Consider the following 15,700-nt stretch of genomic DNA (forward strand, 5'->3'; position numbering starts at 1 on the left):
GGGGAGCGGGGCGAAGGGGCGCTACATATAAAGTTTCTAAAGATAGTTAAAACCTTTTTAGGAGGAAAAACGATTGACAAAAAATGATTTTATTGAAATAAAAAGAATAGTCTCTGATGCAGGTGAAAAATTAAAAATGTGGAGCACCGAGAATTTCCATGTTAATTCAAAAAAATCTCGAACCGATCTTGTAACCGATGTGGATTATCAAATACAAGAATATCTAATAGAAGAGATAAATAAAAGTTTCCCAAATTCATTATTTTTAGCAGAAGAATCAGGACTAACCGAAACCCCTGAGAAAAATGAATATTGGGTTATAGACCCCATAGACGGTACGGTTAATTTTTCAAGGGGCTTGCCAGAACATTGTATCTCGGTAGCCTATGTTGAAAACAAAGAGCCAACAATAGGTATTATCTATTCGCCTTTCATGAACCTTTTTTACTCAGCGATAAAAAACAATGGCGCTTCTTTAAACGATAAAAGGTTGATACCACATTGGGCTAAAAATCTTGAAGATGCCATGATTTCCCTTGGAAATGAGAGAGGGAAAACATACAAATATTTTAAAACATTGGAAGAAAAAGTTATGAGGATTAGATTGTTTGGTACCGCTGCCTTACAGATCGCTTATGTGGCATCGGGTTTTTTGGATGCCTTCATATCTATAAGATCCCATCCATGGGACGTAGCAGCAGGGCATCTAATATTAAAAGAAGCCGGCGGGGAAATTGTAGATCTCGAAGGGAAAAATGTAAATATTTTCCAGGCGGATGCCCTTTACTGCAATCCTTACATTATTCAAGATCTGATAAATAATGTAAAAAATATTCAAAAATTTCAATGATGGATAATAATTTGTATTTATTGGTTCAACGAAACAAATGCGCCCACAGGGCGCATTTTTATTTAAGTGGTTCGTATTTTTATACTTTCTTCTACCGGTGTAATATAAATCTTTCCATCACCTACTTTACCTGTTTGCGCATGTGTTTTTATAGTTTCTATAATTTTTTCAACTCTACTTTCTTCGGTAACTATTTCTAACTTGATTTTTTCTTTGAATTTTACTTCATATTCTTTTTTCTGTTTGTAATCTTCCACCTCTTTTTCCTCACCTTTTTGACTACCATATCCATAGATCTTATCAACGTTAATGCCCTCAATACCAACTTTTTCTAATCCTACGATGACTTCCTCAAATTTTTCTGGTCTGATAAAACATTCAATTTTCTTGTATCCCATATTATTCACCTTCCTCATCAATTTTTACTCTCACGCTTCGACCTTTAAGCGGAGTTAAATCAGGATAACTGACAGATCCATGCTCTGCAAAATCTAAGCCCTCTATTTCGCTAGTAGAATCAATCCTTAAACCTATTGTTAAATCGATACTTTTAAAAAGGATGAAGGTAGTTGCAAGGGTCCAACCTGCAACAGCCAGCACCCCTTTAAGCTGGGTTAAAAACAGGTTTAATCCTCCGCCGTAGAGTAATCCACCGTCCACAGCAAATATTCCAACCATTAATGTACCGAATGCTCCACCAACTCCATGTACAGAGATTGCCCCAACGGGATCATCGATATGTATTTTGTCAAAAAATTCTATAGCTAGAACAACTAAACTACCAGATAAAGCACCTATTATAGCAGCTCCAACGTTAGTTACACTGGCGGTGCCGGCGGTGATCCCAACCAATCCAGCTAAAACACCATTTAGGGTAGAGTTGACGTCCGGTTTCTTGTAAATAAACCAGCCTATCGTCAATGCCCCCAACCCTCCTGATGCGGCAGCTAGATTCGTAGTCATCGCTATATCAGCGATTTTGAGATTTAAACCTGAAATGGTACTTCCCGGGTTAAAACCAAACCATCCAAACCATAGGATGAAAACACCTAATGCAGCTAAAACTAAGCTATGTCCTGGTATCTTATTTGGCGTTCCGTCTGATCTGTATTTACCGGTTCTTGGCCCTAAAACCATTGTTCCCATCAGTGCAGCCCAGCCGCCTACGGAATGGACAACTGTGGAACCTGCAAAATCAACCATATCTGATAACCAACCTCCACCCCATATCCAATGGCCAACTATGGGATATATAAACGCACTGATGAAAACACTGTAGATCAGATAACCTGTGAATTTAGTTCTTTCCGCCATTGCTCCAGATACTATAGTTGCAGCGGTTGCAGCAAATACCGTCTGGAATATTAAAAAAGCATTAAGCGGAATGTTTAATCCCAGATATTCAAAACTTCCTTGCCAACCTATGAAACCATTCCCAAGTCCAAACATAATAGTAAATCCAATTAGCCAGTAAAGTATTGAGCCCACTAAAAAATCTGTAAAATTTTTCATGATGATGTTTACCGTGTTCTTTGATCTTGTAAATCCAGCTTCCACTAGTGCAAATCCAGCTTGCATAAAAAACACTAAAAACGCTGCGAGTAAAGTCCACATAGTATCGATGGAACGTACCACGTCCTCCATAGTAATACTATCTGCGAGTAAGACGGTTGGAACAATAAAGGCAACCGACAACATAAACAAACTCTTCCAAACTCTCTTCATAATACCCTCACACTCCTTTTTTTATTTTTTACAAACCCCAGAATATGGTACTTAACGTAGACTTTTTTCACCTCCCGATGCAAAATAAAAAAACCGACGCATTAATTTTTCTGCGTCGGCTTTATAACAACAATACTACAGCGTTTTGAGCCGACGCTGTTTATTATTGTTATTATTGGAAGAAATTAAGTATTCATTACACTCTTTTGCCGCTTGTTTCCCTTCATTTATTGCCCATACCACCAAACTTTGTCCCCTTCTCATATCTCCAGCTGAAAAAATCCCTTCTACATTTGTCGAATATTTCCCTTCCTCTGTTTTAACGTTTGATCTTTTATCTGTTTCTACATTTAACTGCTCAATTAAATATTTTTCGGGGCCCAAGAACCCCAAAGCTAAAAGAACTAAATCTGCTTTCCATACCTTTTCTGATCCGTCTATTTCTTTTGGGAAAAATTTTCCTGTTTTATCCTGTTTCCATTCTACTTCAACCGTATGGACCTCTTTAACGTTGCCTTTTATATCTCCGACAAATCTTTTAGTTGAAATGTTGTACAATCTCGGATCTTTACCGAATAGTTCTGCATATTCTTCCTGAGCATAATCAACAGATAAAACTTTGGGCCATTCTGGCCAAGGATTGTTTTGTCTCCTTAAAAGTGGAGGTTTGCCCATAATTTCAAACTGTATGACACTTTTACAACCCTGTCTTAAACTAACTCCCATACAATCCGTTCCTGTATCTCCTCCCCCGATTACGATAACGTTCTTACCCTTGGCAGAGATCTCCTCAATATCTTTTTCACTATTTAAAAGTTGAGACAATATTCTCTCGTTCGCACTCTTCAAAAATTCTGTGGCAAAGTATATCCCGTTTAGGTTTCTTCCCTCTACATTTAGATCTCTCGCTTTAGCGGTACCTCCACATAATACAACACCATCAAACTCTTCTTTTAGCTTTTGAGCTGGATAATCTTTGCCAATGTTTATATTAGTTTTGAATTGTATGCCAGATTTTTCCATCAATTCTATGCGTCTTTTTACAATCTTTTTGTCCAATTTCATATTTGGTATGCCGTAAGTCAATAAACCCCCAGGGTAATCATTCTTTTCAAAAACAGTAACTTCATGACCATATCTGTTTAACTCTGAAGCACATGATAACCCTGCCGGTCCAGAACCTACAACAGCCACCTTTTTACCAGTAGAGTAAGATGGTTTATCCTTTTCTACCCAACCATTTTTGAATGCCTCTTCTATGATGTAATATTCAATACTTTTAATGGAAACTGAATCCTTTACCAAATTATTTACGCAAGCTTTTTCGCATGGAGCTGGACAGACCCTCCCTGTGAATTCTGGGAAACTGTTTGTTTCGATCAACCTTTCGTAAGCTTCTCTCCAAAGGTTTCTGTATACTAAATCATTCCATTCTGGAATCAAATTATTCAAAGGGCACCCCGAAACCATATTATTTATCAATATGCCAGAGTGACAAAACGGAGTGCCACAGTTCATACATCTTGCTGCTTGCATTCGGAGTTCATCTTTTTCCATTTCTATGTACAATTCTTCCCAATCATTTATTCTTATTTTTGAGGGTCTTTCTTCAGAGGTTTTTCTTTCATACTTTAGAAATCCTTGAGGATCGCCCATATAGTGACCTCCTTTACAAATTTCGAATGTTCAATGCGTTTGAACTAAAGATTGTTGCTTGTAATTATCTTCAAATGCCTTCATAAGAGCTTCTTCACCGGTAATCCCATCGATATGTACCCTATTTACAGCCTTCATCATTCTCTTATAATCTTTGGGTATAACCTTAATGAGTCTTTCCTTAGCCTTTTCCCAATTGTCTAAAATGTTTTTAGCCACATTACTCCTCGTGTACTTGTAATGCTTTTTTATCAGCTCTTTTATTTCGTTCTCTTCGTTCTCATCTTCAACATTTTCCAACAAAACGGTATCTTTATTACATTTGGATTCAAAGCTATTGTCTTTGTCATATACGTAGGCTATTCCACCTGACATACCTGCAGCAAAGTTTCTACCCGTTTTACCGAGTATAACAACCTTCCCACCTGTCATATATTCACACCCGTGTTCACCAACACCTTCGACAACAGCAGTAGCACCACTGTTTCTGACCGCGAAACGTTCACCCGCTAAACCACTGATGTATATTTCACCGTTTGTTGCTCCATACAATGCAACGTTACCAACAATTACATTTTCTTCCGCATAGAATCGAGAATCCTTGGGCGGGTATACGATAATTTTTCCACCAGATAAACCTTTCGCTATGTAATCGTTTGAATCGCCTTCTAATATCAACGTTTCCCCCTTGGGTATGAAGGCTCCAAAACTTTGGCCAGCTGATCCTTTGAAATGTATTTTTATTGTATCTTCAGGCAGTCCTTCCTCACCATATCTTTTAATTATTTCGCTTCCCAAAATTGTCCCAACGGTTCTATTCACATTTTTTATATCTAAAGTGGCCTCAATCTTTTCACCATTTTCTAATGCATTCTGGCAAATGGGAAGTAATTTAGTTATGTCCAAGGTATCTGATAAACCGTTGTTTATTGGTTTAGGATATTGGCTGAATGAGTAATTTTTTATTTCTGGTTTGTATAATAATTTTGAAAGATCAATACTATGTGCTTTCCAATGATTTTTCATTTCTTTCTGTTTTAATTTATCAACGCGTCCAACCATTTCACTAACCGTTCTGAATCCTAACTTGGCCATATATTCCCTTACTTCAGATGCGAGAAAGTACATGAGATTGACAACGTATTGAGGATCGCCCTTGAAATTTTTTCTCAGTTCAGGGTTTTGTGTCGCAATTCCCACAGGACATGTATCCAAATTGCAAACTCTCATCATGATACAACCTAAGGCAACTAACACAATTGTGGCAAACCCGAACTCTTCTGCGCCCAGAAGTGCGGCAATCACTATGTCTTTTCCAGTTAGTAACTTACTATCCGTTTCCAAAGTGACCCTGTCTCTCAACTTGTTCATCACCAAGGTTTGATGAGTTTCAGCCAATCCTAACTCCCAGGGCAAACCTGCGTGCCTTATACTAGTACGTGGTGAAGCCCCTGTACCGCCATCAAAACCGCTTATCAATATTACATCCGCTCCAGCTTTTGCTACACCCGCTGCTATGGTACCTACACCAGATTTTGAAACCAATTTTACGTTTATTCGAGCGTTTCTATTAGCGTTTTTTAGGTCGTATATCAATTCTGCTAAATCTTCTATCGAGTAGATATCGTGATGTGGAGGGGGTGAAATGAGAGTAACTCCTGGAATAGAGTTCCTTACCTTTGCCACCCATGGATAGACCTTGTTCCCAGGTAGCTCTCCACCTTCCCCGGGTTTTGCACCTTGGGCTATCTTTATTTGGATCTCTTGAGCGTTGTTTAAGTAGTTGATCGTGACTCCGAATCTTCCAGAAGCCACCTGCTTTATTGAACTATTCTTCGAATCCCCATTTTGTTCTTTTGCGAAACGGTTTGAATCCTCCCCTCCTTCACCTGTGTTACTCTTGGCACCTATTCGATTCATAGCTATTGCTATGGCTTCGTGGGCTTCTTGACTTATTGACCCGAAAGACATAGCTCCTGTTTTGAACCTTTTGACAATCGATTCGACAGGTTCTACTTCGTCAATGGGAATTGCTTTCGTTTTATCAAAATTGAACTCAAAAAGACTTCTCAAACTATACAATTTTGCATCTTCGTCGACTATAGATTGTGAAAACTTTTTGAAAAGTTCATAATCGTTGTTTTTAACAGCATTTTGTAAATAATAGATGGATTCAGGGTTATACAAGTGATACTCACCTTTTGCCCTCCATTTTATAAGACCTTCTGAATCAAGCACCAATTCTTTATTAACCTGATCAAATGCTTTTGAATGGCGTTTAGAAACTTCTTGAGCTATTTCTTTTAGGCCTATTCCTTCTATTTGTGAAGTGGTTCCCTTAAAAAATTGTTCTACAATAGACTTTTTTATTCCTACTATTTCAAAGGTTTGAGCACCTTGATAACCTTGAAGGGTCGAGATCCCAAGCTTTGATAACACTTTTTGAATACCTTTCAAAGATGCATCTCTATACCTTTGAACGGCTTCTTCATACTTCAAACCTTTAATGTAGCCTTTATTGACTAAACTTTCAATACTTTCATAGGTGAGATATGGATTGATAGCAGAAGCACCATAACTTATGAGTGTACAAAAATGATGTACTTCTCTTGGTTCCGCTGATTCCAAAATTATTCCAATCTCTGTTCTATTTTCTTCCCTAACCAAATGGTGATGAAGACCCGATACCGCCAGTAAAGCTGGAATTGGTGCATAATCTTGGTTAACCCCTTTATCTGTCAATATCAATATGTTAGCACCATCGTTTATGGCAGAATCAGCCCTTTGAAAGAGGTTTGTAATTGCCTTTTTTAATCCTTCTTCTCCATCTTTTACCTTGTATAAGATGGGTAAAGTGACGGCTTTAAAACCTTCTAAGTCAATATTTTTTATCTTTTCCATTTCATCGTTGGTAAGAATAGGGTTTTTGATCTTAATTTGCCTACAACTGATGGATGATGGATCAATAAGATTACCTTCAGAACCTATGTAAAGATGGGTAGAGGTGACAATTTTTTCTCTTATCGCATCTATTGGAGGATTGGTTACTTGAGCAAAAAGTTGTTTGAAATATTCGTACAACAACTTTGGACGTTCAGATAAAATGGCCAAAGGTGTGTCATCCCCCATCGCTCCAACAGGGTCGGAAGAATCCATAACCATAGGTTCTATGATCATTTCAATGTCTTCAAATGTGTAACCAAAACATTTTTGTTTTGTATTTAAAGATAAATTATCAATTTCTGTATTTCCCTTTTTTGGATGCTCAGGTAGATCTTCAAGATTCACAATGTTCTCTTTCACCCATGAGAAATAGGGCTTTTCTGAAATTATTGGTTGTTTTATCTCTTCGTTATTTAGAATTCGACCTTTGTCAATATCCAGCAACAACATATTCCCTGGCGTGATCTTTCCCTTAGTTGAAATCTTCTGAGGAGGTATTTCAAGGACCCCAGCTTCTGAAGCAAGTACCAATTCATCATTCGTTATGTAGTATCTTAATGGTCTTAATCCGTTTCTGTCCAGTGTAGCACCTACTTTGGTACCATCGGTAAAAATAATCGCGGCGGGTCCATCCCAAGGTTCCATTAAGCAACTATGAAATTCATAAAAAGCTTTCTTTTCTGCATCCATTGTTTGATTGTTTTCCCAAGGTTCTGGTATCATCATCATTATTGAATGAGGTAGCGATCTACCAGACAAATAAAGGAATTCTAAATTGTTATCAAACATTGCTGAATCACTACCATCCTCATCGATTATGGGGAAAATATCGTTGATGTTTTCTCCAAAGATATCAGTACTTACCTTGGATTGCCTTGCCCTCATCCAGTTAACGTTACCAATTATAGTGTTGATCTCTCCGTTGTGAACCATATACCTATAGGGGTGAGCCCTTTCCCAACTGGGAAATGTGTTCGTACTGAATCTGGAGTGTACAATAGAAAATGCTGATTTGAAGAGAGGATCAGTCAAATCTGGGAAAAAGTGCTTTAATTGTTCCGCTGTTAACATCCCTTTATAGACAATTGTTTTAGAAGATAGACTGGCTATATAAAAAGTTCTGTTTTCATCTGTTGGCGGTATTTTTATCTCCTTTTCACTTTTTTTCCTAATTAGATACAATTTTCTTTCAAATTCTATTCCAGATTTCAAGGTAGGATTTTTAGCGATAAAAACTTGGAGAAAAGATGGCATACTTTTTAACGCAGTTGGGCCAACAAAGGCTTTATTGATAGGTACATCTCTCCAACCTATCACCTTTTGGCCTTGATTGGTGACTATTTTTTCGTATTGCTGTTTGAAGATATTTGTAAGAGTTTTATCACGTGGGCAGAAAATCATACCCACGGCATATTCACTTTGATTTGGAAGAGTGAATCCTAAGTGTTTTGATTCTTTTATTAAAAAATCATGGGGAAGCTGCAGCAGTACCCCCGCTCCGTCCCCATCATTTTCTCCTCTGCCTCGTGCACCACGATGAGCCATATTTTTTAAAACAGTCAACGATTTGTCAACTATTTCGTGTGACTTTATTCCTTTTGTACTTGCAACTAATCCAATTCCACAAGCATCATGCTCAAATTTTGGATCGTAAAGTCCTTTATTCATTTTAACCCTCCCTCCTATATTGGAGACTGCCCCAATACAGTGTGTTTCTGTACAATACTTTTTGGAACCCCGGTTTTATGCACAAAAAAGAAAATAATAATAGATATTAAAGGCTTATCAAAATTGGTTTATGTACTTACTAATCTCCCAATCTGTTACCGCTACCTTATACTCTTCAATTTCCTTTTCTTTTAATTCTATAAATTTTTCAAATATATGTTCTCCCAAGACTTCTTTCATAAATTCATCATTTTTCAAGGCTTCCAAGGATTCTTGGAGCGAACCAGGTAAATATCTAATATTTTTTTCGTTCTTTTCTCTGTGGTCCATTTCGTAAATATTTCCATCAACGGGTTGAGGAGGTTCGATCTTGTTTTTTATACCTTCTAAACCAGATGAAAATACGCTTGCTAGCAGTAAATAAGGATTTGCCGTTGGATCTGGAGATCTCAATTCCAACCTAGTTCCTTCCCCTCTCGACATGGGTATCCTCACTAAAGCACTTCTGTTTGATACTGACCATGCGATGTTAACAGGGGCTTCGTATCCCGGAACTAACCTTTTATATGAGTTTATCGTAGGATTTGCCAAAACGGTTATCGTATCAATATGCTTAAAAACGCCCCCGATAAACCATCTAAGCTCATTACTTAACTGATAAGTACCATTTGGATCGTAAAAGATATTCTTTCCGTCTTTAAAGATACTCAAATGGGTATGCATCCCTGAACCATTCATACCAAAAAATGGTTTAGGCATAAACGTTGCCCATAGTCCGTTCAATAGGGCTATCGTTCTTACAACCAACTTAAAAGTTTGAATATTGTCAGCGGTTCTTAAGGCATTGTCGTACCTGAAATCAATCTCGTGTTGAGAATTAGCTACTTCGTGGTGAGCAGCCTCCACCCGAATCCCCATATTTTGTAGAGTTTCCACCATGTTTTTTCTAACCCTTTCCCCCAAATCTATGGGAAGTAAATCAAAATAGCCTCCCTTATCGAGAGGAGATAATACGGGTTGCCTCGTCTTCTCATCCCTTGGGAGAATAAAAAATTCTGGTTCCGGACCGGCATATGGGGTATAACCGTACTCTTTCATCTCATTCATGACTTTTTTCAACACATATCTGGGGTCCCCTTGAAAATGCTTTCCATCAGAAGTGTGAATGTCACAAATGAATCTACCCACTTTTTCCCTTTCTACGGTCCATGGTAAAACTGTAAAGGTATCAATATCAGGTTTCAGCAACATATCGGATTCGTTGATTCTCACTAGACCTTCAATCGATGAACCATCAAACATAGTCCCGTTTGTCAAAGAAGATTCTAATTCTGTAGATGGAATTTCGACGTTTTTCAAGGTGCCGTTGATATCTGTAATTTGGAGTCTAATATACTTTATACCTTGGCTTTCTATTTGTTCCAATAGTTCCTCTTTTGTCATAAATTTTTTCCCCTCCCAATAAAATTTTGTTATTAGTAACTCTAAAACTTGATTTAGCGCCGATCGTTAAGGGGTAAACCCCTTAAAAACCTCAAATTAAAGGCCAAAATCATTTAAAAATTTAGTTTGCATACAGCAGCAAACGCTCCCGCCTATTAAGATATTATTTTCATTAATTAGCTTAAATTGAAAATTGTTTCATTATTTCTAATTATTGGTAAATATTTATGATTAGAAGTATTTATTTGCGATTATACACTGAAATCTCCATTTATCAAAATTTGAAAAAAATTTCGTTATATTTGCTCGAAATCTTTTATTTACAAGTATCTCAAGAAAGTTGATAATTTTTATCATATTTTATCGACATAAAACTTTTTCTTTTTATTAACTTTTTTGATATATAAAGATCGAAAGAGGGACAATTATGAATTCAAATTGACCCAGCTTTTACATATCTTGAGTCCTTCGCTTGCATCTTTAGCGTAGGCATCGCATCCAAAGGTTTCAGCTAGTTTCCTGTTCATCGAGGCACCACCGGCAATAACTTTCAAGTTAATACTCAATTTTTTCAGTTCATTTACCACTTCTTCTATCTTTCCTACTGTAGTTGTCATCATAGCCGATAGCCCCAAAATGTTCGGTTTTTCTTTTTGTACAACGTCGATTATTATTGAAGTTTCTACATCTTTGCCTAGATCTATAATTTTGAAGTTAGCGCTTCTTAATACTGCTGCTACTATATTTTTACCAATATCGTGTATATCTCCTTCTACAGTGGCTAGTACTACTTTAGCTTTTTTATCGTTTTGAGATTCAGGAATCAAATTGTTTAAGTAATCAAAAATGGGTTTGACAGTTTCAGCAGCTAACAACAACTCAGGAAGATATATGTTCCCTTGTGCATAGAGGTCTCCGATCTTTTCCATTGCCTTACCAAGCACATCTTGACTAACTTCTAATGGACTTTTCTCTTTTAACTGATTTTCAATAATTAGTTTTACTTCATCTTCTTCACCTTGTAAAATCTTCTCGGTTAATTCGTCTTGTTTTTCAACTTTACTTGGTATTACAATGTTTTTATCCAACAACAGGTTACCATTCAACGTGTTCATAAGGAACTCATCTTCGGGATTTAAGATGGCTGAAGTCAAGCCTTTACTTTTTGCCCTTGAAAGAAAAGCTGCATTTATATAATTTCTGTTTGGTAAGCCGAAACTAAGATTCGAAAGACCCATAGTGGTATTGAACCCATTTTGCGAAAGTAATTTTACCGTTTGAATGGTGATATTTGGATCATTATTTGCAGCAAGAGATAAAACTAATGGATCAACTATAATTCTATCTTTAGTTATTCCTTTACTTTCAATGTACGGCCATTTTCTTAGCACTAGTTGTAGCCTTTCTTCAGCAGATTCTAAAATCTCTTTCTCAAGCGCTAATACTATTAGTAATCCTCCATATTTTTTAATAAGCTCTAATTTTCTGTCCAAATCTTTTCTACTCAATTTGGAAGAATTGATTATCGGCCTTCCAGGATACTCTTTTAAAGCTGTTTCTAAAAAACTTATATTTTGAATGTCAAAAGAAATCGGAAGAGAAGAGTGCTTGTCTAGCTCTATGATAACTTGCTTGAAATGCTCTTCATTCAAAATCTTTTCGATACCCAAGTTAACGTCTATTGCATGTGCTTTGGCGTTTTTTTGACTGTTAGCTCTTTTTATTACATTTTCGAAGTTGAATTCTTCGATTTCATTTTGAAGTTTTTTGTTCCCGGCAGGATTTATTCTCTCTCCGATAACACTAAACGGATGTAATTTGTTTAATATTGTTCTTGAAGAGTACATAATAGGTATTTCTTTTATTATTTTTTTAGGTCTTCTTTTTACCATATTTCTAATAACTTTTATATGTTCTGGAGAGGTACCACAACAGCCTCCGATTATATTTACTCCTAAATCTAAATAGTCTTCCACGAACATTCCAAATATTTCGGGCGTCATTTTGTATTCCAAATCTTTTCCATCGAAAATGGGTTTACCAGCGTTTGGTTCGACTGATAAGAACTTGTTTGTTGAAAGAGATAGACGTTCAAAAACTTTTAAAAGATCCTCGGGACCCAAAGTACAGTTAATTCCTAGTACATCTACATCTAAATCATTAAAAACATTCGCAAAGATTTCCACAGAAGTTCCTGTAACAGAACGACCGTTTTCTTCAAACGTCATATGAGCTATTAAAGGTAAATCTTCTGTGACTTTTCTTATTCCATACACAGCTGCTTTTAACTCTTTTATATCTGTCATGGTTTCAACGATAAAACCGTCTACACCATTTTCAAACAACACTTTTGCCTGCTGATAATACTCGTCTATAGCTTCGTCCATTTCAAGCATTCCCATAGGCTTTGGATACTCTCCTAGAGAGGATAGATCTCCAAAGACTAAAGCCTTGCCTTTCGATGCTTGTTTAGCAATTTCAACAGCTTTGACGTTGACCTTTTCGAATGCTTCTTCATAATTTAGCTCTTTGAGTTTTCGTCGATTTCCACTAAAAGTATTAGTTAAAAGAATGTCTGCTCCAGATTTTACGTATTCACTTTGTAGATTGTAAACTACTTCTGGATATTCGATGTTTAAAATCTCAGCAGGAATATTTTTATATCCTCTTTTTATAAATTCTGTTCCATATCCTCCGTCTAAAATGAGTATCTTTTCATTCAATATTTCTGCAAACTCTTTTCTATTCATCATACCACCCTATCATACATACAGTACTTTTTCTTGGAGTTATGATACCAGTTTCTTTGTTGACAACTACTATCTCTGTTTTGAGTAAATTACAGACGATATCCCAATTTTTTCTCACATCTATATCCGAATATCCAGGAGAAAATCTCCTGGTACCTTTACCGAAATCTTTTCTAAGTTTTTTATCGATAGATTCGTTGAACGCTTCTATGGCTTCTGAAGCCCAAGCATCCATTAACATGGAAGAGAGAGTATTGGCGTTTGATATATAGTTGTCTATTTCGTATCCTAAGGTGGATACAAAAAAAGTGATCGACTTAACACCTTCGAAAGATTTAGGAATCAGCTCTTTTGGAAGTGAGTCTACTTTGTATGTGTCACATATGGCTTTTGGTTGTGCTAATTCTAAGCCGATCTTGTATATTTTATTTATTTCTTCTTTTAATTTGTCGTTGATTTGGAATTTAGATCCATTGAAGCCTGCTCGGAGTAAGTATATTTTTTTTTGAGGCATTATTTCATAAGTTTCTGGAATGTAGATTTTAATAAAATTCCCCCTCCTGTTATTTCGATAATAACATCTTTAGAAAGTCCTGTGATAGCGCCCCTTCGCCCAGACATTAAGGGGTTCCCCCCTTAAAAACCCCAAATTCGCGTAACATCATTTGCTTCGCAAATGAGAATATGGAAATTGTTTCTAAAACATTATAAAGAACCATTTTGACAAAGCTGCAAAAACTTTGTTTGCACACTGCAGCAAACCAATCCGCACCCATCTAAGGAAAAATAAAAGGCTAAGCCTTTAACCACTCTCCCCACCTATGATAAGATCTGCGAGTTGTCCTAAATCGTCAACTACAAGATCCGGTTTTATTGCAGAATCTTTTAGATCCTCTAATTTTGCTTCCCCGGTTAATACTAATGTAGATAACGTACCAGCGTTTATTCCAATTAATATATCGGTATACAACCTGTCTCCAACTATACAGGTTTTTTCTGGGGTTACTTGATAATCTTTCATTATCATTTCTAAAATCTTGGGATCTGGTTTCCCAAAGATGATGTCGGGTTCTTTATTGCATGCTTTAGATACTACACTTGCAATAGCAGCGGTATCGGGGATAGGCCCTTCTTCTGTTGGACAGTTCAAATCTGGATTGGTTACAAAAAAGAAGGCCCCTTTAGATACAAATATGGAGGCTTTTGCCAACTTATCATAGGTTAAGCTTTTATCGAAGGTAACTACCACCATCTCAGGGGAATCTGTTACAATTTCATGCCCTAATCTTTCATACTCTTGTATCATTGAGGGTGTAGCCACCAAAAAAATTCTTTTTGTCCCAAACTTATCTTTTATATACTCTGCAGCGGCTATGCCTGCAGTGTAAATCTCATTTTCTTTAATTGGATAGTTTAAGGCGTCAAACTCTTGTTGGTATTCTTTCGTCGATTTGTTTGAATTGTTGGTTAAAAAGACAAGCTTTTTATTTTGTCTTTTCAAAAGGCTGGAGAATTTTAGTGCACCGTTAACTAACTTTTGGCTGACATAAAAAGTACCGTCTATATCTAAAACGAAGAGTTCTATTTGTTGTAATTTTTCGATTGTTTTTATATCGTTTATCAGAGTAAAAACCACCTTTTTTAAAATTTAATTCTGTTTTTAGAAACTCTAAACCTTTTATTAGCGCCCCTTCGCCCCGCTCCCCACCCATAAGGAAAAGGGTCTGTTTTTTTCACCCCGCTGCCCAGACTACATTCTTTTGTGTTATTCTTCTTCTAATTCTGTGAAGCCTATTCCTATTGCCCCAGGCCCAGAATGTGCTCCGATTACTGCTCCCAAGGTGCCTGGATATATTTTACCTTCATAGTTTAGTTTTTCTTTGAGTTTTTCTATCATGTATTCTTCGTCTTCTTTACATATGGCGTTTCTTGTACAGATAATTGCTTTTTTAGGATCTTTTATTCTATCTGAAATTATATTAACCATTTCATCTAAAGATTTTTTTCTTGATCTAACCGCTTTTATTGGTTTTACTACTCCATTTACAAATTCCATTATCGGTTTTATATTTAATAGAGTGCCGACAAACTGTGTGGCACCACCTATTCTTCCACCGGCTTTCATGTATTTCAAGGTTTTCACAGTGAATAGTGTGCTGGTTTTTTTGATAGATTCTTTGGTTTTTTTGGAGATTTCTTCAAAATATTTTTCCCCACTTTTGATCATTTGTGCGATTTTTATTTCCAAAGCAGCCTGACCACATGTGCAAGTTCTTGTGTCTATTAAGGTTATCTTTGAGTCTTGGTATTGCTTGGTAAAATCGTTTTTTGCTATATTAGCATTTTGATAACTTGCAGATAACTCGCTTGATATTGTTGTAACTATTATCTCTTTGAAACCTTTATCATATGTTTCTTTAAAAGCGTTGAACCAATCTTCTGGATTTGGTGCTGCAGTTTTTGGGGGTTTGTCAGGATTTTCAGCCATTTTTTTATAAAATTCTTCATCGGAGATATCTTTACCTTGAACGAGGTACTTTTTTCCATCAAAGGTTATGTAAAAAGGAATTTTAAGGATGTTATATTTTCGAAGTATTTCTTTTGGTAAGTTGCTTGCAGCATCAACTATCTGTGCTATTTTAGGCATAAAAAATCCTCCCTTAAA

General features: G+C 36.5%; 10 protein-coding genes. 1 reads left to right on the top strand and 9 read right to left on the bottom strand.

Annotated features, from left to right (window positions below; genetic code table 11):
• Positions 1 to 73: 73 nt before the first annotated feature.
• Positions 74 to 850 carry an inositol monophosphatase family protein gene (locus X926_RS09215; protein ID WP_103065877.1) on the top strand — a complete coding sequence of 259 codons (777 nt, stop codon included), beginning with the start codon at positions 74 to 76 and terminating at the stop codon, positions 848 to 850.
• Between the two features lie 62 nt (positions 851 to 912).
• Here the strand turns inward: X926_RS09215 and X926_RS09220 are convergent, their stop codons facing one another.
• The 9 genes from X926_RS09220 to X926_RS09260 form a co-directional block, all read right to left on the bottom strand.
• Complete coding sequence (locus tag X926_RS09220; RefSeq protein WP_103065878.1) at positions 913 to 1,248, bottom strand: P-II family nitrogen regulator; 336 nt, start codon at positions 1,246 to 1,248, stop codon at positions 913 to 915.
• Position 1,249: 1 nt separating this feature from the next.
• The gene (locus X926_RS09225; protein WP_103065879.1) at positions 1,250 to 2,575 is read right to left on the bottom strand and encodes an ammonium transporter; all 1,326 of its coding nucleotides are present in this window, start codon (positions 2,573 to 2,575) and stop codon (positions 1,250 to 1,252) included.
• Positions 2,576 to 2,710: 135 nt separating this feature from the next.
• Positions 2,711 to 4,231, bottom strand: a complete 1,521-nt coding sequence (locus X926_RS09230) for a glutamate synthase subunit beta (RefSeq protein WP_103065880.1) — start codon at positions 4,229 to 4,231, stop codon at positions 2,711 to 2,713.
• A gap of 30 nt (positions 4,232 to 4,261) precedes the next feature.
• The gene (gene gltB, locus X926_RS09235) at positions 4,262 to 8,842 is read right to left on the bottom strand and encodes a glutamate synthase large subunit (RefSeq protein ID WP_199171206.1); all 4,581 of its coding nucleotides are present in this window, start codon (positions 8,840 to 8,842) and stop codon (positions 4,262 to 4,264) included.
• Positions 8,843 to 8,959: 117 nt separating this feature from the next.
• Positions 8,960 to 10,285, bottom strand: coding sequence for a type I glutamate--ammonia ligase (gene glnA / locus X926_RS09240; RefSeq protein WP_103065882.1), 1,326 nt, complete (start codon positions 10,283 to 10,285; stop codon positions 8,960 to 8,962).
• Between the two features lie 425 nt (positions 10,286 to 10,710).
• Complete coding sequence (locus X926_RS09245; protein ID WP_233186731.1) at positions 10,711 to 13,038, bottom strand: homocysteine S-methyltransferase family protein; 2,328 nt, start codon at positions 13,036 to 13,038, stop codon at positions 10,711 to 10,713.
• A complete protein-coding gene (locus X926_RS09250; RefSeq protein ID WP_012209577.1) occupies positions 13,028 to 13,549 on the bottom strand; it encodes a vitamin B12 dependent methionine synthase activation region in 522 nt (173 codons plus the stop codon). Before X926_RS09250 ends, X926_RS09245 begins: the two co-directional genes overlap by 11 nt.
• A gap of 288 nt (positions 13,550 to 13,837) precedes the next feature.
• Positions 13,838 to 14,671, bottom strand: a complete 834-nt coding sequence (locus tag X926_RS09255) for an HAD-IIA family hydrolase (RefSeq protein WP_103065884.1) — start codon at positions 14,669 to 14,671, stop codon at positions 13,838 to 13,840.
• Positions 14,672 to 14,800: 129 nt separating this feature from the next.
• The gene (locus X926_RS09260) at positions 14,801 to 15,682 is read right to left on the bottom strand and encodes a DegV family protein (RefSeq protein ID WP_103065885.1); all 882 of its coding nucleotides are present in this window, start codon (positions 15,680 to 15,682) and stop codon (positions 14,801 to 14,803) included.
• Positions 15,683 to 15,700 lie beyond the last annotated feature (18 nt).

Source organism: Petrotoga sp. HWHPT.55.6.3, from assembly GCF_002895495.1.
Classification (GTDB): domain Bacteria; phylum Thermotogota; class Thermotogae; order Petrotogales; family Petrotogaceae; genus Petrotoga; species Petrotoga mobilis.

Bases quoted from the DNA above. Each gene is read 5' to 3' on its own strand.
- X926_RS09220 (WP_103065878.1), bottom strand. From the start codon at position 1,248: ATGGGATACAAGAAAATTGAATGTTTTATCAGACCAGAAAAATTTGAG.
- X926_RS09225 (WP_103065879.1), bottom strand. From the start codon at position 2,575: ATGAAGAGAGTTTGGAAGAGTTTGTTTATGTTGTCGGTTGCCTTTATT.
- X926_RS09230 (WP_103065880.1), bottom strand. From the start codon at position 4,231: ATGGGCGATCCTCAAGGATTTCTAAAGTATGAAAGAAAAACCTCTGAA.
- gltB (WP_199171206.1), bottom strand. From the start codon at position 8,842: ATGAATAAAGGACTTTACGATCCAAAATTTGAGCATGATGCTTGTGGA.
- glnA (WP_103065882.1), bottom strand. From the start codon at position 10,285: ATGACAAAAGAGGAACTATTGGAACAAATAGAAAGCCAAGGTATAAAG.
- X926_RS09245 (WP_233186731.1), bottom strand. From the start codon at position 13,038: ATGATGAATAGAAAAGAGTTTGCAGAAATATTGAATGAAAAGATACTC.
- X926_RS09250 (WP_012209577.1), bottom strand. From the start codon at position 13,549: ATGCCTCAAAAAAAAATATACTTACTCCGAGCAGGCTTCAATGGATCT.
- X926_RS09260 (WP_103065885.1), bottom strand. From the start codon at position 15,682: ATGCCTAAAATAGCACAGATAGTTGATGCTGCAAGCAACTTACCAAAA.